Origin of the sequence: Lysobacter sp. yr284 (assembly GCF_900107375.1) — a bacterium.
In the GTDB taxonomy this organism is placed as follows: Bacteria; Pseudomonadota; Gammaproteobacteria; order Xanthomonadales; family Xanthomonadaceae; genus Lysobacter.
Genome location: NZ_FNPT01000001.1, coordinates 1,165,379 through 1,183,071, shown reverse-complemented (window position 1 = coordinate 1,183,071; position 17,693 = coordinate 1,165,379). Strand labels below are relative to the sequence as shown.

Annotated in this window: 12 protein-coding genes; 6 read left to right on the top strand and 6 right to left on the bottom strand. The window is 71.5% G+C overall.

Annotated elements, in window-relative coordinates:
- Positions 1 to 49 precede the first annotated feature (49 nt).
- Genes BLV01_RS04855 through glk form a run of 4 tightly spaced genes read left to right on the top strand, consistent with a single transcriptional unit; the run spans position 50 to position 4,548 of the window.
- The gene (locus tag BLV01_RS04855) at positions 50 to 784 is read left to right on the top strand and encodes a SapC family protein (protein ID WP_091794473.1); all 735 of its coding nucleotides are present in this window, start codon (positions 50 to 52) and stop codon (positions 782 to 784) included.
- Positions 768 to 1,778, top strand: a complete 1,011-nt coding sequence (locus BLV01_RS04850) for a cupin-like domain-containing protein (RefSeq protein WP_091794471.1) — start codon at positions 768 to 770, stop codon at positions 1,776 to 1,778. The genes BLV01_RS04855 and BLV01_RS04850 overlap by 17 nt, the downstream gene beginning before the upstream one ends.
- Before the next feature lie 8 nt (positions 1,779 to 1,786).
- A complete protein-coding gene (locus BLV01_RS04845; protein WP_091794469.1) occupies positions 1,787 to 3,562 on the top strand; it encodes a cellulase family glycosylhydrolase in 1,776 nt (591 codons plus the stop codon).
- A complete protein-coding gene (glk, locus tag BLV01_RS04840; protein ID WP_091794467.1) occupies positions 3,562 to 4,548 on the top strand; it encodes a glucokinase in 987 nt (328 codons plus the stop codon). Before BLV01_RS04845 ends, glk begins: the two co-directional genes overlap by 1 nt.
- 149 nt (positions 4,549 to 4,697) lie before the next feature.
- Here glk and BLV01_RS04835 read toward each other — a convergent pair whose 3' ends face one another.
- The 6 genes from BLV01_RS04835 to BLV01_RS04810 all read right to left on the bottom strand — a co-directional run bounded on the left by BLV01_RS04835 (position 4,698) and on the right by BLV01_RS04810 (position 10,715).
- The gene (locus tag BLV01_RS04835; RefSeq protein ID WP_091794465.1) at positions 4,698 to 5,018 is read right to left on the bottom strand and encodes a hypothetical protein; all 321 of its coding nucleotides are present in this window, start codon (positions 5,016 to 5,018) and stop codon (positions 4,698 to 4,700) included.
- A 304-nt stretch (positions 5,019 to 5,322) separates the two neighbouring features.
- Positions 5,323 to 6,432 (bottom strand): N-acetylglucosamine-6-phosphate deacetylase, encoded by a 1,110-nt coding sequence (nagA, locus tag BLV01_RS04830; RefSeq protein ID WP_091794463.1) that lies wholly within the window; start codon positions 6,430 to 6,432, stop codon positions 5,323 to 5,325.
- Positions 6,429 to 7,211 (bottom strand): DeoR family transcriptional regulator, encoded by a 783-nt coding sequence (locus BLV01_RS04825; protein WP_091794461.1) that lies wholly within the window; start codon positions 7,209 to 7,211, stop codon positions 6,429 to 6,431. Before BLV01_RS04825 ends, nagA begins: the two co-directional genes overlap by 4 nt.
- Positions 7,212 to 7,238: 27 nt before the next feature.
- Positions 7,239 to 8,567, bottom strand: a complete 1,329-nt coding sequence (locus BLV01_RS04820; RefSeq protein WP_091794459.1) for a D-tagatose-bisphosphate aldolase, class II, non-catalytic subunit — start codon at positions 8,565 to 8,567, stop codon at positions 7,239 to 7,241.
- Between the two features lie 43 nt (positions 8,568 to 8,610).
- Positions 8,611 to 9,555 (bottom strand): ROK family protein, encoded by a 945-nt coding sequence (locus BLV01_RS04815; protein WP_091794458.1) that lies wholly within the window; start codon positions 9,553 to 9,555, stop codon positions 8,611 to 8,613.
- 5 nt (positions 9,556 to 9,560) lie between these two features.
- Positions 9,561 to 10,715: an SIS domain-containing protein gene (locus BLV01_RS04810; RefSeq protein ID WP_091794456.1), complete on the bottom strand. Its 1,155-nt coding sequence runs from the start codon at positions 10,713 to 10,715 to the stop codon at positions 9,561 to 9,563.
- A gap of 424 nt (positions 10,716 to 11,139) precedes the next feature.
- On the opposite strand from BLV01_RS04810, the gene BLV01_RS04805 reads away from it, so the two are divergent.
- Positions 11,140 to 14,466, top strand: coding sequence for a TIM-barrel domain-containing protein (locus BLV01_RS04805; protein WP_175485784.1), 3,327 nt, complete (start codon positions 11,140 to 11,142; stop codon positions 14,464 to 14,466).
- A gap of 278 nt (positions 14,467 to 14,744) precedes the next feature.
- Positions 14,745 to 17,690 (top strand): TonB-dependent receptor domain-containing protein, encoded by a 2,946-nt coding sequence (locus BLV01_RS04800; protein WP_254782515.1) that lies wholly within the window; start codon positions 14,745 to 14,747, stop codon positions 17,688 to 17,690.
- The last annotated feature ends 3 nt before the right edge of the window (positions 17,691 to 17,693 follow it).

Here is a 17,693-nt window from a genome sequence, read left to right as displayed (position 1 = left end):
GGCCGCGCCCGCCGCGCCGCCTGCGTCCGTACCGACCACGGAAACCGCGATGTCCCGAACCGTACTGCTCAACAACCTCGAGCACCACGACCTGCGCGTGCTCGCCGCGCGCGGCGCCCGCTACGGCGATGGCGAAATGCTGGCGCCGACCTTCTTCGGCGAGTTCCGCGAATTGCAGGCGCACTATCCGATCGTGTTCCAGAAGACCGCCGACGGCGGATTCCGCTCGGTCGCGCTGCTGGGCCTGCGGCCGCACGAGAACCTGTTCCTGGAGCCGGCGGCCGGGGCGGCGGACGGCGAGCGCTGGGACGCGCATTACCGGCCGATGGCGATCGAGCGGCTGCCGTTCCTGATCGGCATCGCCGACGAGGAACCGATGGTGCATATCGACCTCGACCATCCGCGCGTGATCCGCGGCGGCGAGCAGGGCGAGGCGCTGTTCCTCGAACACGGCGGCAGCAGCGCGTTCCTGCAGCACGTCGCCTCGTTGCTGCGCGCGCTGCACGACGGCCTGGGCGCGGACGCCGGTTTCATCGCCGCGCTGCGGCGCCACGAACTGCTGGAACCCTTCGCCCTGGACATCCGCCTGGACGAGCGCAGCCAGCACCGCCTGAGCGGATTCCACACCATCGACGAGCGCAGGCTCGGCGCGCTCGACGGCGCCGCGCTGCAGGCGCTGTCGCAGGCCGGCTACCTGCAGGCGGCGTACATGGCGCTGGCCTCGCTGTCGCGCCTGCGCGAGCTGATCGAACGCCTGAGCCGCCGCCATGCCGCCGGCCGTTGACGCAATCGAGGAACTGCACGGCATCGATGCGGCGGCGCTGCCGCAGGAACTGCTGCAGCCGACCCGGCCGTATGTGCTGCGCGGCCTGGCCGCGCACTGGCCGCTGACGCAGGCCGGCGCATCGGCGCAGGCCGGCGCCGACTATCTCAAGCGGTTCGCCAGCGACGCGCCGGTCACCGTCAGCGTGGCGCCGCCGCAGGCCGACGGCAGCATCGGCTATCGGCCGGACCTGCTCGGCTTCGGCTTCGCCCAGCAGAAGGCGCCGCTGGCGGCGGTGCTGGACGCCTTGCTGCACCATGCCGCCGACCCGGCGCCGCCGACGATCTACGTCGGTTCGACCACGATCGACACCTGGCTGCCGGGCCTGCGCGAGCGCAACGACCTGGGGTTCGGCGCGCTGCAACCGCTGGCCAGCATCTGGATCGGCAACCGCACCCGCATCCCCGCGCACCAGGACGTGCCCGACAACATCGCCTGCGTGGTCGCCGGGCGCCGGCGGGTGACGCTGTTGCCGCCGGAGCAGTTGCGCAATCTCTACATCGGCCCGCTCGACCGCACCCCGGCCGGGCAGGCGGTCAGCCTGGTGGACTTCGCCGCGCCCGACCACGAACGCTATCCGGCCTTCGCCGAAGCCATGCGCCACGCGCGCAGCGCCGAACTCGGACCCGGCGACGCGGTGCTGATCCCGAGCATGTGGTGGCACCACATGCAGGCGCTGGACAGTTTCAACGTGCTGGTCAACTACTGGTGGCGGCAGTCGCCGCGCTGGATGGACACGCCGATGAACGCGTTGCTGCACGCGATCCTGAGCGTGCGCGACCTGCCGCCGGCGCAGCGCGAGATCTGGCGCGAGACGTTCCGCCATTACGTCTTCGACGCCGACGCGCAAACCTCGGCGCACATTCCCGAAGCCATGCGCGGCGCGCTCGCGCCGTTGGACGAAGCGCGCGCGAGAGAGCTGCGCGCGCGCCTGCTGCAAGGCCTGAACCGTTGAGGATCGCCATGCGCGACACGCTCGAATCCGCTGCCGGCCGCCGTGGCCGGCGCACGCTCGCGGCCGCGGGCCTGGCCGCGCTGGCAGCCGCGCTGGCGCTGGCGCCGCGGCCGGGCCAGGCCGAAGGCTTCCTGCGCGCCGACGGCAAACGGATCGTCGACGAACGCGGGCGCACGGTGATCCTGCGCGGCGTCGGCCTCGGCGGCTGGATGCTGCAGGAAGGCTACATGCTCGGCCTCACCGGCCCCGGTACCCAGCATGCGATCCGCGCCCGCGTCGCCGACCTGATCGGCGAGGACGACACCCGGGCGTTCTATCGCGCGTGGCTGGACAACTACGTCGCCAAGGACGACATCGACGCGCTCGCGGCCTGGGGCTTCAACTCGGTGCGGCTGCCGATGCACTACGCGTTGTACACGCTGCCGCTGGCGCAAGAACCGGTGCGCGGCGAGCACACCTGGCTGGAGGACGGTTTCCGCCGCACCGACGATCTGATCGCCTGGGCCAAGGCCAACGGGATGTACGTGATCCTCGACCTGCACGCGGCGCCGGGCGGGCAGGGCAACGATCTCAACATCTCCGACCGCGACCCGGCGCAGCCTTCGCTGTGGGACGATGCCGGCAACCGCGACAAGCTGGTCGCGCTGTGGCGCAAGCTGGCGCAGCGCTACCGCGACGAGCCCGCGGTCGCCGGCTACGACATCATCAACGAGCCCAACTGGGGCTTCGCCGACGCCGGCGACCGCAACGGCTGCAAGGAGACCGGCAACGCGCCGCTGCGCGAGCTGCTGGTGCGCACGACCGCGGCGATCCGCGAGGTCGACGCGCGCCATATCGTCTTCATCGAAGGCAATTGCTGGGGCAACAACTACCGCGGCGTGCTCGACGCCGGGCTGTGGGACGACAACCTGGTGCTGAGCTTCCACAAGTACTGGAACGGCACCGGCCGCGACAGCATCCGCGAGCACCTGGACCTGCGCGAGCGCTGGAACCTGCCGCTGTGGCTGGGCGAGACCGGCGAGAACTCCAACGACTGGTTCGCCCGTACCGTGGAAACGCTGGAGGGCGAGGGCATCGGCTGGGCCAACTGGCCGGTGAAGAAGCTGCGCTACAACAATCCGCTGCAGGTGATCGCCAATCCCGGCTATGCGCAGGTGTTGGCGTACTGGGAGGGCCAGGGCCCGCGCCCGAGCCGCGAACAGGCGCGCGCGGCCTTGCTGGGCCTGGCCGGGCGCGACGTGCGGCTGGAGCACAACGCGCGCCGCGCCGACGTGGTCGACGCCTGGCTGCGCGCGCCGCGCGACGACCGCAGCCTGCCGTTCAAGCCGCACCGCATCGGCCGCGACGGCGGCGAACTGGCGGCGGTCGACTTCGACCTGGGCCGCAACGGCGTGGCGTATTTCTCGCGCAAACCGGCCAACGAGAGCGGCGAGCCCAACACCGGCTGGAACCCGTCGCAGCGTTATCGCAACGACGGCGTCGCCCTGGCCGGAGAGGGCGCGCAGTTGCGGGTGGCGGCGCTGCAGCCGGGCGAATGGCTCAAGTACAGCGTCCAGGCCGACGCCGCCGGAACCTATCGGCTGAGCTGGCGCGGCGGCGCCGGCGAGATCCGCGTCCGCCTCAACGGCGAGCCCCTCGCGCCGACCGCGGCGGACCGGCCGCAGCCGGCGACGCTGCTGCGCGGGCGCAATACGCTGGTGCTCGAGGCGGTGTCGGGCGCGCCGGATGTGTTGGCGCTGCGGTTCGCGCCCGTGCCCGCGCCCACGTCGGCGAAGCAGCGCTGATGCGGGTGCTGGTCAGCGACATCGGCGGCACCAACGCGCGTTTCGCGATGGCCGAACTGGCGCGCGGCGAACGGCTGCTGCGCGACAGCGTGCGCGAGTACCCGGCCGCCGGCTTCGCCAGCGCCGCCGACGCCGCGCGCCATTTCCTCGACGAACTCGGCGAACGCGCCGACGCGGCGGTGTTCGCGGTGGCCGGGCGGGTGCGCCGCGAGGAAGCGCGCATCACCAACCATCCTTGGCAGATCCGTGCGCCGGAGATCGGCTCGGCGCTGGGCACGCCGCGGGTCGCGCTGATCAACGACTTCGCCGCGCAGGCCATGGCGATCTCGCGCCTGGGCGCGGACGACGTGGTCGCGGTCGGCGCGGTCGGCTGGCCCGGCTTCGACATGGGCGCAGCGCAGACCTATGCGGTGATCGGCCCCGGCACCGGCCTGGGCGTGGGCGGCCTGCTGGTGCGCAACGGCCGCTGCTTCGCGCTGGAGACCGAAGGCGGCCACGCCGGTTTCGCGCCGTCGCGGCCGCGCGACATGCAGGTGCTGGAATGCCTGATGCGGCGCTTCGGCCGGGTTTCGTGCGAGCGGCTGGTGTCCGGGCCGGGACTGGCGAACCTGTATGCGGCGGTGTGCGAGATCGAAGGCGTCGCCGCGCAGGCGTGGTCGCCGGCGCAGATCAACGCCCAGGCCGCGGCCGGCGACGCGCGCTGCGCGCGCGCGGTGGAGCTGTTCTGCGCCGCGTTCGGCTCGATGGCCGGCGACCTGGTGCTGACCCTCGGCGCCTGGGACGGGGTGTTCCTCGCCGGCGGCGTCGTGCCCAAGCTGCTGGGCGCGCTGCAGCGCGACAGCTTTCGCGCCGCGTTCGAGGCCAAGGGCCGGTTCGCGCCGGCGATGGCCGAAGTGCCGGCGCTGGCGGTGGTGCATGCGTGCTCGGGTCTGCTCGGCGCGGCCGCGCACGCGGCGGAGACCTACGACAGCGCATTGGCGGTCTGACCGCGCCGGACCAGGAAACCGGCCGTCGCGACGGCCGGTTTCCCGCGCCGATGCCGATGCGGATACGCCGTTGCGGGCTCGCCTGCAACGCGCGCGGATCAGCGCTTATCGGCTATCGGCTCGCCTCGGCGAAAACATCGCCGGCGCGATCAACCGCCGGCCGTTACGAAGTGGCAGTACTCGACGACGCTGGTGTTGCCGCCGGACATCCAGCTCTGCAACTGCGCGTCGCAGTACTCCTGGGTCGAGGCGACGATGTCGGCGTACTTCCAGGTCAGGCGGCGGCCGTCGGGCGCGGTGTGCGGAGACAGGTACTTCACCTTCGCCTGCCAGGTGCCGAAGGGCTGCGGCGGCTGCGGCTGGGTGCCGATGCCGCCCGGCGGCGCGGCGACGGCGGCGCCGGCCAGGGCCAGGCCCAGTACGAGGGTGGCGAGGGATGCGGGCAACACGGTCGTCAATGACTTCTTCATGGATGCTCCTGTGTGCGTGTGGCGATGGTCGGGCAGCGCGGTCGCTGCTCCGGCGGCGAAGCGGCGCGGGCGCCGGATCGCGCGCATCCAAGTCGAACGCATTGCGGCGCCGCGTTGGACAGGCCGGGCCGGGGTTTCGGATGGACGCGCGCGCGCGGCGTACGAACGGAGCCGGCGGCGTCGTCGCCGCGCCGCCGCGGGCCGGGCGCAAGCGCGCGCGGCGACCGGTTTGTGCGGTTCGGCCGCGCGGGACGTCGAGCGGAACGTCGGGCGGCGCGGCGCGCCGCCGGCGCGCTGGCCCGGCTCAGGCCAAGGCGATCGCCCGTCCGGCCACATGCACCTCGACCACGCGCAATTGCGCGTCCAGCACCACCAGGTCGGCGCGGGCGCCCGGTTCGAGCCGGCCGCGGTCGGACAGGCCGAGGTAGTCGGCCGGGAAGGTGGAAACCCGATGGGCGGCGTCGGCCAGGTCCAGCCCGACCTCGACCAGGTTGCGCAGCGCCTGGTCCATGGTCAGCGCGCTGCCGGCCAGCGAGCCGCTGGCCAGGCGCACGCAGCCCAGGCACTTGTGCACGCGCTGCGAGCCCAGCGCGTACTCGCCGTCGGGCATGCCGGTGGCGGCGGTGGCGTCGGTGACCGCGTACAGGCGCGGGATCGCGCGCAGGGCCAGGCGGATCGCGCCGGGGTGCACGTGCTGCAGGTCGGGGATCAGCTCGGCGTATTCGGCGTGGGCGAGCGCGGCCGCGGCGATGCCGGGCTTGTAGTGATCCACCCCGGTCATGCCGTTGAACAGGTGGGTGAAGCCGGACGCGCCGGCGCGCAGCGCGGCCAACCCTTCCTCGTAAGTGCCGGCGCTGTGGCCGACCTGCACGCGGATGCCGAGCGCGCACAGCGCCGGGATCAGTTCGGTGTGGCGGCCGATCTCCGGCGCCAGGGTCAGCACCCGGATCGGCGCCAGCGCGTGCAGGCGCCGCACCGAATCGAGCGTGGCCTCCACCGTCAGCGGCGGTTGCGCGCCGAGCCGGTGCGGGCTGATGAAGGGGCCTTCCAGATGCACGCCGAGGATCTGCGCCGCGTCCGGATCGGGCGCGGCCATCGCCGCGGCCAGCCCATGCAGGGCGTGGACGATGTCGTCCTCGGCGGCGGTCATGGTGGTGCCGAGCAGGGCGGTGGTGCCGTAGCGGACGTGGGCGCGGGCGATGGTGCGCGCGACATCGAAGCCCTGCATCAGGTCGACGCCGGCGGCGCCGTGCACGTGCAGGTCGATGAAGCCGGGCAGGACGATGCGCTCCTCGTCGCCGCCCGCGCCGCCGGCGTCCTCGATGCTGCGCACGTGCGTGTCGAAGCCGATGCGCCCGCGGCGCCAGCCGGCGGGGGTGAGGATGCGGCCGTGCAAGGTACGAAGTCCGCTCACGCCAGCGGCTCGGCGATGATCACCTCGATGCCCAGCCGCAGCAGCCCCTCGCGGTAGCGCTCGTCGATGCCGGCGTCGGTGATGATGGCGTGGACCTGGTCGAGCCGGGCGATGCGGTGCAGGCTGACCCGGCCGAACTTGGAGGCGTCGGTCAGCACCACGATCCGGCGCGCGTGCTCGACCATGCGGTGGTTGAGGCGGGCTTCGGCTTCGTCGTGGGTGGTCAGGCCGAACTGCAGGTCCAGGCCGTCCACGCCGAGGAACAAGGTATCGAAGCTGTAGGCGTTGAGGCTGGCCTCGGCCTGACTGCCCTGCAGCGACAGCGACTGCTTGCGCAGCAGGCCGCCGCTGAGCAGCACGTCAACGCCGGGCGCGTTGGCCAGCTCCCAGGCGATGTTGAGGCCGTTGGTCATCACCGTGACGTCGCGGTGGCCGCGCAGGTGGCGGGCCAGGGTCATGGTGGTGGAGCCCGAGTCGATGATGATGTTGTCGCCGGCCTGCACCAACTGCGCGGCGCGCGCGCCGATGCGTTCCTTCAGCGGCAGGTTCAGCGCGTCCTTCTCATGGATGTCCTGCTCCTGCGGCGGCGTGCGCACCAGGGTGGCGCCACCGTGGGTGCGGGTGGCCAAGCCCTGCGATTCGATGTGGCTGAGGTCGGCGCGGATGGTCACCGCCGAGACCTCGAAGCGCTCGACCAGTTCGGCGACCTGGACCGAGCCTTGTTCGATCAGGCACTGCAGGATCTGCTGCCGGCGGGAGCGGGTATTGCGCGTGGCCATCGTCGGGTCCGCGGGGAAAACCGAAGATTAGCCGTTCGCCGCGGCGGCCGCGCGGCCGGCGGCCGTGCGCGCGCCGGCCGCGTTCGCCGAACAGGCGCGCGCGTACTCGTCCAGGCACAGGCCGATGCGATGGCGGACCAGCGCCTCGGGGCGGTTGGCCAGCGCGCCGGCGCGCACCGCGCGGTACTGCTCGGGCAGGTGCTGGCTGAGCAGGAACAGCGGCGGCGCGTGCGCGCGCAGGTTGTCGAACAGGCGCTGCACCGCCGCGACCAGGGCCGGCTCGCCCCAGTAGTAGCGGCAGCGGTCGCTAAGCGCGTAGGCGCGCAGCCGGCGCAGTTCGTCGTCGTCGCCGTGGTAGTGCTGCTGCCAGTGCTTGGGGTGTTCGAGCATGCAGCGCTCCAGCGTCTGCGGCAGGTCCGAGCGCTGCGCCGGCGGCAGCAGCTCGGCCTCGATCGCGGCCAGCGCGAACAGCGCCTCGCGGTAGGCGAAGGTCGCCGCCGGGCCGACCTTGAGGATGGCGAAGTGGTCGCGCACCAGCGCGTGCAGGCCGTCCTCGCGCTGGTAGTCGGTGGAATGCGCCTCGAACACGATGCGCGGCTGGCGTTCGAGGAAATCGGCCAGGGCGCGGGCGGCGTCGGGGTCGTAGTCGTGCACGCTGCTGTGGTCGAAGTCCACGCCCGGCTGCACCACCATCGCGATCACCCGCTCCCAGGCCGCGGCCAGGTCGGGCGCGGCGAAGGCCTCGCGGTGGATCGCCAGGGTCTGCTCGGCCGCCTGCGGCGTGGTCACCTGCAGGCCGCCGGCCAGCGAGGCTTCGCCGCCGGGCACCGGCACTTCGGTGCCGATCACGTACACCGGCGGCGGCAGGCCGTGCGCGGCGGCGGTGCGCTCGGCGATGCGCGCCAGTTCGGCCGAGCGCGCGGCGACGGTGGCGTCGGGCAGCGGGGTGGGGTCGTCGGCGCAGGACATGCTGCAATCGAGGTGGATCTTGTGGAAGCCGGCGGCGACGTAGGCCTCGATCAGCACCCGCGCGTTCGCCATCGCCTCGTCGGCCGGGCGCTTCTGCCAGGCGTTGGGGCCCAGATGATCGCCGCCGAGCACCAGCCGCTCGATCGGGAAATTCTCTTCGCTCGCCAGCGCGCGCACGTAGTCGCGGTACTGCGGCGGGGTCATGCCGGTGTAGCCGCCGAACTGGTCGACCTGGTTGGAGGTGGCTTCGATCAGCAGCACGGTGCCGTGGCGGCCGGCCACGTCCATCGCCGCGCGCAGCACCAGTTCGTTGCTGCAGCACACGCTGTACAGGCCGACGTTGCGGCCCTGGCGGTGGGAGGCGATCAGCGATTGCACGGGCGACATGGCGGACTCCGGAACTTGGATGGAACGGGCAGGGCGTGGCGGGTCAGGACAGCGCGAGCAAGGCGGCGCCGCGCGCGCCGCCGGCATCGCCGAAGCGCGGCGGCACGATCGGCGGCACCTGCACGCCCTTGAACAGGTGCGCGGCGACCGCGGCCGGCAGCGCGTCGTACAGCGGCGCGTGCTGCGACAGGCCGCCGCCGAGCACGATCACGTGCGGGTCCAGCGCCAGTACCAGCGCGGCCAGGCCGTGGCCGAGCAGATCCAGGTGCACGGCGCGCGCTTCTCGGGCGCGCGCGTCGCCGGCGTCGGCGTCGGCGAACACCGCGCCGGCGTCGGCGGCCTGGGCGCCGAAGTGGCGGTACAGCGCGACCAGGCCGCTGCCGGAGACATAGCGCTCCAGGCAGCCGCGCAGGCCGCAGGCGCAGTCCAGCAGCGGCAGGTTGTGGCGTTGCAACAGGTGCGCCGGCACGCTCCAGTGGCCCCATTCGCCGGCGATGCCGTTGAAGCCGGACACCAGCCGGCCGTGCAGGCAATAGCCGCCGCCCGCGCCGGTGCCGAGGATCGCGCCGAACATGCTCGGATAGCCGTCGGCGGCGCCGCCGTGCGCTTCGGACAAGGCGAAGCATTGCAGGTCGTTGCCGAAACGCAGCGGCCGGCGCAGCCGCGCCTGCAGGTCCGCGGCGACTTTGCGGCCGGTCAGCGCCGGCACGTTGGCGCTGAGCTGCAGCCCGCTGCGGCGGTCGCGCACGCCGGGCAGGGCGATGCCGACCGCGGCGCCGGACCGCACCCGCCCGGCCTCGGCCAGCTCGGCGTCGGCCTCGGCCACCAGGGTTTCCAGCGCGGCCAGGAAGCCGTCGTAGTCGCCCTGCGGGGTGGCGATGCGGCGGCGGTGCAGCACTTCCAGCGCGGCATCGCAGGCGACCAGTTCGATCTTGGTGCCGCCGATGTCGATGCCGTAGCCGACGGCGGCGCGTGCGGGTTCAGACATGAGGCTCAGCCCTGGTGGATGGTGACGCCCTTGACCACGCGGTTGACGGTGCCGTCCGGGAACGGATTGTCCGGGGTCAGGCCGAGCGCGGCCGAGCGCTGCAGGGCGAAGACCTGGGCGAAGGTCAGCCACACCGGCGCCAGCCAGCTGTCGTCCAGCGGCGGCGCGCGCAGGCTGTAGTCGTCGCCGCCGCCGATGTCCGAATGCGGGCCGATCGCCAGCACCTGCCCGGCCACGCCGTCGCGGCGCAGTTCGTCGAGCAGGTCATGCTCGTAGCGGCGCGCCAGCGCGTGGTTGCTGCGCATCACCACCACCAGGGTGGCGCCGTCGAGGGTCGACTTGGGGCCGTGGCGGAAGCCCAGCGGCGTGTTGGCCAGCGCCAGCACCTGGCCGGCGGTGAGTTCGAGCACTTTCAGCGCCGCCTCGCGCGCCAGCGCTTCCAGCGGGCCGCTGGCGAGATAGATCACGCGCTGGAACGGCCGCAGCGCCAGCGCGCCGGCGGCCTGGCTCCACTGGGCGAGGCCTTCGCGCGCCAGCGCGGCGGCCTGGCGCAGGTGCTCCAGGCGCTGCTCCCACGGCGCGGCGTCGAACACCGCCAGCGCCGCCAGCAGCATGCAGCTCAGGCTGCTGGTCATGGCGAAGGCGCGGTCGCAACTGGCCGCCGGCATCAGCAGGGTGCAGGTGTCCTCGCGGCCCTTGCCGCGGCGCGCCAGCTCGCCTTCGGGATTGCAGGTGATGTCGAGAAAGCGCGCATCGTCGACCTGGGCGCGCAGCAGTTCGACCGCGGCCACGCTCTCCGGGCTGGAGCCGCTGCGGCCGAACGACACCAGCAGGGTCGGGCGGTCGCGCTGCAGGTACAGCGCGGGATGGGTCAGCAGGCTGGTGGTGTGCACGGCGCGCACATCGGCCGGCCACTGCGCGTTGATGCGGTCGGCGACCATGTCGGCGATGAAGCCGGAACTGCCGGCGCCGGTGAACAGCACGCGCTGGCGCGGATCGTTGAGGCGGTCGCCGAGGAAGGCCTGCACGCGTTCGTGCGCCTGCGCCAGATCGGCGGCCAGCCGGTCCCACAGCGCCGGCTGCTGGGCGATCTCGGCGGCGGTGTCGGCTCCGCCCAGGCGCTGCCAGGCGGACGAGTCGGAAAGCGGAGTGACGTCCATGGATGATTCCTGTTGAGCGACGGCACGATCAGCGTTTTCTTTCGGAAAGTCAAATATCGAAAGCAAAACAAAAGAAATGGGCCGGATAGGCCTAGGCTGCGATCCCGTGAAGACAAAGCGAAAGATCGATGGAGTCGCGCTTTCGTTACGCGCTTAACAGGCGTTTTCACGATGTTTAGAAAGTATTGCATTGCACAAACTTTCGTTTTGAGTGAGAAATTCTTCCTTTTTACTTTCAATTTGTTGACAGCTTTCGAAACCCTGCCCTAGAGTCGGCCGCAACCGCTGTTGGTCGTCTGGTTTTCGGAATGCCCGTCGAACGGGCCTTGGGGGCAAGGTGGAATTCCGTGTGCGTGGTCCGCGTCTGTCGAGCGCGCTTTCTCCGAGCGCGGCTGCGGCGGGCGTTCGCCTGCCGGGCGCGCTGCTGCGCCGCGCGATCCTGGCCGCGCTGTGCGCCTGCGCGCTGCCGGCCGCGGCCGAACCGGTCGGCAACCTGCGCGCGGTGCGCGCCGGCGCCGGCGCGACCCCGAACTGGGAGCTGAGCACCGACAACGGCAGCGTGCTGCGCATCGAAGTGCTGGCCGACGACATCGTGCGGGTCCAGGCCGGGCGCGGCGGCAAGCTCAGCGGCGCCGGCGACAAGGCCGCGCCGATCGTGCTGGCGCAGCCGCCGGCGCAGGTCCGCGCCGCGCTGGAGGAAGACGCCGCCGAAGTGCGCGTGCGCACCGGCGCGCTGGTCCTGCACGTGCAGCGCCAGCCGCTGAAGCTGAGCCTGGAACGCATCGACGGCGAGCGCCGCACGCCGCTGTGGCAGGAACTGCAGCCGCTGGACCTGGACGCGAACCAGAGCGTGCAGGTGCTGTCCTCGCAGCCCGACGAAGCCTTCTACGGCGGCGGCCAGCAGAACGGCCGCTACCAGTTCAAGGGCCGCGAACTGGAGGTCTCGTACTCCGGCGGCTGGGAAGAGGGCGACCGCCCCAGCCCGGCGCCGATGCTGCTGAGCTCGCGCGGCTGGGGCGTGCTGCGCAACACCTGGAGCGACGGCAGCTACGACCTGCGCCAGGGCGACCAGGCCACGCTGCTGCACCGCGAGGACCGCTTCGACGCGTACTACTTCGTCGGCGAACTGCCGCGCCTGCTCGAACGCTACACCCGCCTGACCGGCCGCCCGGTGCTGCTGCCGCGCTGGGCGCTGTCGTACGGCGACGCCGATTGCTACAACGACGGCGACAACATTAAGAAGCCCGGCACCGTGCCCGAAGGCTGGCACGACGGCCCCACCGGCACCACGCCCGACGTGGTAGAGAGCGTCGCGCGCCAGTACCGCGAGCACGACATGCCCGGCGGCTGGATCCTGCCCAACGACGGCTACGGCTGCGGCTACAAGCAACTGCCCGAGACGGTGAAGGGGCTGGCGAAGTACGGCTTCCGCACCGGCCTGTGGACCGAGAACGGGGTCGACAAGATCGCCTGGGAAGTCGGCACCGCCGGCAGCCGCGTGCAGAAGCTCGACGTGGCCTGGACCGGCAAGGGCTACCAGTTCGCGCTCGACGCCAATCAATCCGCGTTCGACGGCATCCTCAAGAACTCCGACTCGCGCCCGTTCCTGTGGACGGTGATGGGCTGGGCCGGCATCCAGCGCTACGCGGTGGCCTGGACCGGCGACCAGAGCGCGAGTTGGGACTACATCCGCTGGCACGTGCCGACCCTGGTCGGCTCGGGCCTGTCGGGCATGGCCTACGCCACCGGCGACGTCGATGCGATCTTCGGCGGCAGCGCCGAGACCTACACCCGCGACCTGCAATGGAAAGCCTTCACCCCGGTGCTGATGGGCATGTCGGGCTGGTCGTCGAACGCGCGCAAGCATCCGTGGTGGTTCGACGAGCCCTACCGCAGCATCAACCGCGATTACCTGAAGTTGAAGATGCGGCTGACGCCGTACATGTACGGGCTGGTCCAGGAGGCCGCACACAGCGGCGCGCCGCCGGTGCGCGGGCTGATGTGGGATTACCCGCAAGACCCGCACGCGCGCGACGAAGCCTACAAGTACCAGTTCCTGCTCGGCCGCGACCTGCTGGTCGCGCCGGTGTACCGCAGCCAGGCCGCCAGCCGCGGCTGGCGGCGCGGCATCCATCTGCCGGCCGGGCGCTGGATCGACTACTGGGACGGCCGCGCGGTGCAGGCCGGCGCCGCCGGGCGCGAGCTGGATCGCCAGGTCGAACTGGCGACGCTGCCGGTGTTCGTGCGCGCCGGCGCGATCGTGCCGATGCACCCGGCGATGCTCTACGACGGCGAGAAGCCGCTCGACGAAATCAGCTTCGACCTGTATCCGCAGGGTGAGTCGCAATACGCGATGTACGAGGACGACGGCAACACCCGCCGTTACGAAAAAGGCGAGTCCAGCGTGCAGCAGGTGCGCATGAGCGCGCCGGCGGCCGGCAGCGGCCCGACCACGGTCTCGATCGACGCGGTGCGCGGTCAGTACCAGGGCCAGTTGCCGCAGCGCCGCTACGCGCTGCGCGTGCTCAGCCGGCAGGCGCCGCGCGCGGTGACGCTGGACGGCCGCGCGCTGCCGAAGCTGGCCGACGCCGCCGCCTTGCAGGCGGCGCCGCAGGGCTGGTACTTCGACGCCAACGACCGCAAGGGCAGCGTGCACGTGCGCAGCGCCGCGGTCGACATCCGCGCGCCGCTGCAGTTCGCGCTCGACATTCCGGTCGCCGCGGCGGCCGCCGACGACGCCTTCCCGGCCGCGCCGGCGCTGGGCCGCGCGCTGCCGGCCGACGGCCTGCTGGTGGTCAACCGTCCGGCCGAAGAACCCGGCCATGCCCTGGAAAACGCGTTCGACGACGACGCGAACACCTGGTTCCGCAGCGTGCGCAACCAGGCGGTGCGCACCGGCGCGCACGAATGGACGATCGGCTTCGGCGAACGCAAGCTGATCGACGGCATCGAACTGGCGCCGCGCAACGACAAGAACTGGAAGCACGGCCAGGTCCGCGATTACGAGGTCTACCTGGGCGACAGCAACGGCGAGTGGGGCGAACCGGTCGCGCGCGGCCGCCTGCAGCTCAAGCAGGACACCCAGCGCATCGCGTTCCCCGCGCGCGCCGGCCGCCTGCTGCGTTTCCGCGTGCTCAGCGTGCAGAACCCCGAGGGCGACGGCGCTTCCGCGACCGACCCGATGGTCACCGCGGCGCAGGCCGGCGCGGCGCGCGCGGTCGATGCGCTGCAGCCGCGCGACGTCGGCCCGATCGCGCTGTCGAGCTTCCACATCCTCGAACACCCGCAGCCCGAACGCCCGGCGCAGCAGCGCTATCTGTCCGAACTGGCGCTGCCGCCGGCGCTGGCCGCGCAGGTGCGCGCCGACCGCGCGTTCCGCGGCGAACAGCCGCTGCGCATGAACGGCCTGCTGTTCCGCCGCGGCCTCGGCGTCGGCGCGGCCAGCCGCATCGACCTGAAATTGCAGGGCCAGTGGCGCCTGCTGCGCGCCGACCTCGGCATCGACGACGCCTGCCGCGCCGCCGGCGGCCTGCAGTTCCAGGTCTGGGGCGACGGCCGGCTGCTCTACGACAGCGGCCTGGTCAAGGCGCCGGGCGTGGTCAAGCCCGAACTCGACATCCGCGGCCTGGCGTCGCTGAGCCTGCGCACGCTCGGCGCGCAAGGCAGCCAACCCGCCCAGGTCTGCGCCAACTGGGCCAACGCCGCGCTGATCGGCCAGGAGGGCGACAGCGCCAGCATCCTGCCGCCATGAACCGACGCAACGCCCCGCCACTCCCGCCCGCCGTGCACACCGCGCCGAACAGGTAGCGCCGCACACCGAACCCGCAACCCCGCACACAAACGCAACACCGCTCCTCCCCCCGCCCACACCGACTGCGGCCCGATGGCCGCGGCCCGGGATCGCTGTTGCCTTCATTCCGCCATTCGCGCCGCAGTCATCCTGCCAGGAGAGTTCCGATGTCGCCCGCCAGCCGTCGCCCGCGCCGTCACAGCGCCCGCCGTTCCGCCCCGCGTTTCCCCCTCGCTCCGCTGTCGCTGGCGCTCGCCGCCGCGCTGCTCGGCCACGCGTCCATCGCCGCCGCACAGGAGCAGGGCAGCGACGGCGCGGACGGCAAGAGCAAGACCACCGAACTCTCGCGCGTGGAGGTCACCGGTTCCAACATCCGCCGCCTGGACGTGGAAACCGCTTCGCCGGTGCAGGTGATCAGCAAGCAGGACATCGAGAACATGGGCGCGCGCACCCTGTTGCAGGTGCTCGACAACCTGCCGGCCGCGCGCCCGGCGCAGCAGGACTCGCGCTCGCTGTTCACCGGCTCCGACGGCGCCTCGCAGGCCAACCTGCGCGGCCTCGGCGCGCAGGCGACGCTGGTGCTGCTCAACGGCCGCCGGCTGTCGTATTACGGCGCGCCGGCCGGGTTCCAGACCCAGTTCGTCAACATCGACTCGATCCCCGCCGCGGCGATCGAACGCATGGAAGTGCTGACCGACGGCGCCTCGGCCGTGTACGGCACCGACGCGATGGCCGGCGTCATCAACGTGATCACCAAGCGCAACTACCAGGGCGCCGAGATCACCGCGACCACCGACGTGTCCTCGCGCATCGATTCCTACGGCGAGCACCAGGCCAGCATCACCGCCGGCTTCGGCGACCTCGACCGCGACCGCTACAACGTCTACGGCTCGTTCAATTTCTACCGCCGCGACGCGATCCCGCTGAGCGACTTCTACGACAAGCGGCCGAACCAGTACTACATCAACAATCCGAACTACATCAAGAACCTGCGCCTGGGCACCGGCAGCAAGCCGGGCGAGTTCAACCCCGGCACCTACTTCGCCTTCGATCCGCGCACCGGCGCGCGCGTGCAGGAAGCAGCGCCGGGCTGCAACAGCGTGCTGACCGGCGAAGCCGCGGGCCCGCGTTGCATCTGGCAGACCTGGATGAACAACGAGATCGACGCCGGCGCGCAGACCGAGCGCATGACCGGCTACGTCAACGCCCACTTCCTGATCGGCGAGAGCACCGAGGCCTTCGCCGAGCTGACCTACACCGACATCGACCTGCGCGCCAACGGCGGCACCCCGCGTTCCTTCGGCACCACCACCGGCAACCCGACCAGCTGGTTCTCGCGCGATACCGGCGCCAACGTCAACCAGTTCCTGTATCCGTTCCTGGGCCCGAACAACGAGTACAACCGCGCCAGCCCCGAACTCAAGGCGATGATGGGCGGCGTGGTCGGCCTGAACTACCTGCTGCAGGACGCCGGCAAGAACTACTTCGGCCAGCGCAACACCGACCAGAGCTACCGCGCCGTGGCCGGGATGCGCGGCGACCTCGGCGACTGGAACTGGGAAACCGCCTTCGCCACCGCCGGCAGCCACTCGATCACCTACCAGACCATCAACGTCAACCTCGACGGCTTCCGCAAGGCCTTCGGCCCGTTCACCGTCGACCCGGGCACCGGCCGGGTGATCATCTCCGACCATCCGGCGTACAAGTTCGGCGAGATCAGCGAGGCCAACGCGGCGCTGCTGCGCGAGGCCTATCCGACCTTCGACATCCAGTCCTGGACCCGCCTGCATACCCTCGACGGCAAGATCGAAGGCCCGCTGGCGCAGCTGCCGGCCGGCGAGATGCGCGCGGCGTTCGGCTTCAACATCAGCCGCGAGACCTTCTACACCCCGGGCAACGAGGACGCCGCGCGCGGCCTGATCACCCAGCAGGGCGGTTCGTGGTTCGACGGCAAGCGCAACACCTACGCGCTGTTCGCCGAGACCGTGGCGCCGCTGACCGACAAGCTCGAACTCGACGCCGCGCTGCGCGTGGACAAGTACCCGAACTTCAGCGCCAACGTCGCGCCGAAGATCGGCCTGAAGTACCAGGTGATGCCGCAGTTGCTGCTGCGCGGCACCTACTCGGAAGGCTTCCGCGCGCCGAGCCTGGCCGAGGCCGGCACCGGCGGCGTGTTCGCCCAGCTCGGCGGCTTCCGCGACGAACTGCGCTGCAACGAGACCAACGCGATCGCCAACCTGCTGCGCCAGTCGCGCCGCCCCGGCGACGTTGACCTGGGCAACTCGCTGCTCAACGTCGACTGCAGCCGCACCGTCGCGCGCATGACCCAGCCCAACCAGGAACTCAAGCCGGAGAAGGCCAAGATCGCCACCTTGGGCGTGGTGTTCGAACCGCTGGACTGGCTGTCGGTCTCGGCCGACTACTGGTTCGTCTATCGCCGCAACGAAATCGCCGCGCCGGACTTCAGCAAGATCCAGGACATCTCCGAACTGCGCCGTTCGCCGATCACCGACTCCGACCGCGCCGCGGTCGCGGCGCTGGCGGCGATGTGCGCCGACCCGGCCAGCGGCGTGGCCTGCCCGGGCACGCTGCCGGGCTACAGCGCCGGCAACGTCGCCAGCGTGGTCGGCCAGTACAAGAACCGCGGCCGCACCCTGATCGACGGCTTCGACATCGACGCGCGCAGCCGTTTCTCGCTGGGCGAGTGGGGCGGCCTCAACATCGGCCTGGCCGCGACCATCGCCAACCGCAACCGCTCCTACCTCGACGACGAAAGCGGCTGGTTCTACGGCGACACCGTCGGCTACTACAACAACCCGCGCCTGCGCGCGACGATCAACGCCGACTGGAACTACCAGAAGTTCACCACCAGCGTGTTCGTCAACTACGTCGGCGGCAGCAAGTGGGCGCGCGAGCGCGTCGACGAAGTCGACAACAACGAGCAGACCTGCACCGCCGGCTACCTGCCGGTGCCCAAGCCGCAGTGCGACGGCGCGCCGTCGTGGTGGACCGCCAACCTGAGCCTGAACTGGCGCCCGACCGACAAGCTCAACGTCGGCGTCACCGTCAAGAACCTGTTCGACCGCTTGCCGTTCTACGACCCGAACAGCTTCCTCGGCGATTCGCCGGATTACGCGAGCATCTTCGGGCGCAGCTACAGCTTCACTGTCGGCTACAAGTTCTGAGCA

Coding starts and splice junctions, on each gene's coding strand:
- BLV01_RS04855 (WP_091794473.1), top strand. CDS start 50: ATGTCCCGAACCGTACTGCTCAACAACCTCGAGCACCACGACCTGCGC.
- BLV01_RS04850 (WP_091794471.1), top strand. CDS start 768: ATGCCGCCGGCCGTTGACGCAATCGAGGAACTGCACGGCATCGATGCG.
- BLV01_RS04845 (WP_091794469.1), top strand. CDS start 1,787: ATGCGCGACACGCTCGAATCCGCTGCCGGCCGCCGTGGCCGGCGCACG.
- glk (WP_091794467.1), top strand. CDS start 3,562: ATGCGGGTGCTGGTCAGCGACATCGGCGGCACCAACGCGCGTTTCGCG.
- BLV01_RS04835 (WP_091794465.1), bottom strand. CDS start 5,018: ATGAAGAAGTCATTGACGACCGTGTTGCCCGCATCCCTCGCCACCCTC.
- BLV01_RS04825 (WP_091794461.1), bottom strand. CDS start 7,211: ATGGCCACGCGCAATACCCGCTCCCGCCGGCAGCAGATCCTGCAGTGC.
- BLV01_RS04820 (WP_091794459.1), bottom strand. CDS start 8,567: ATGTCGCCCGTGCAATCGCTGATCGCCTCCCACCGCCAGGGCCGCAAC.
- BLV01_RS04815 (WP_091794458.1), bottom strand. CDS start 9,555: ATGTCTGAACCCGCACGCGCCGCCGTCGGCTACGGCATCGACATCGGC.
- BLV01_RS04810 (WP_091794456.1), bottom strand. CDS start 10,715: ATGGACGTCACTCCGCTTTCCGACTCGTCCGCCTGGCAGCGCCTGGGC.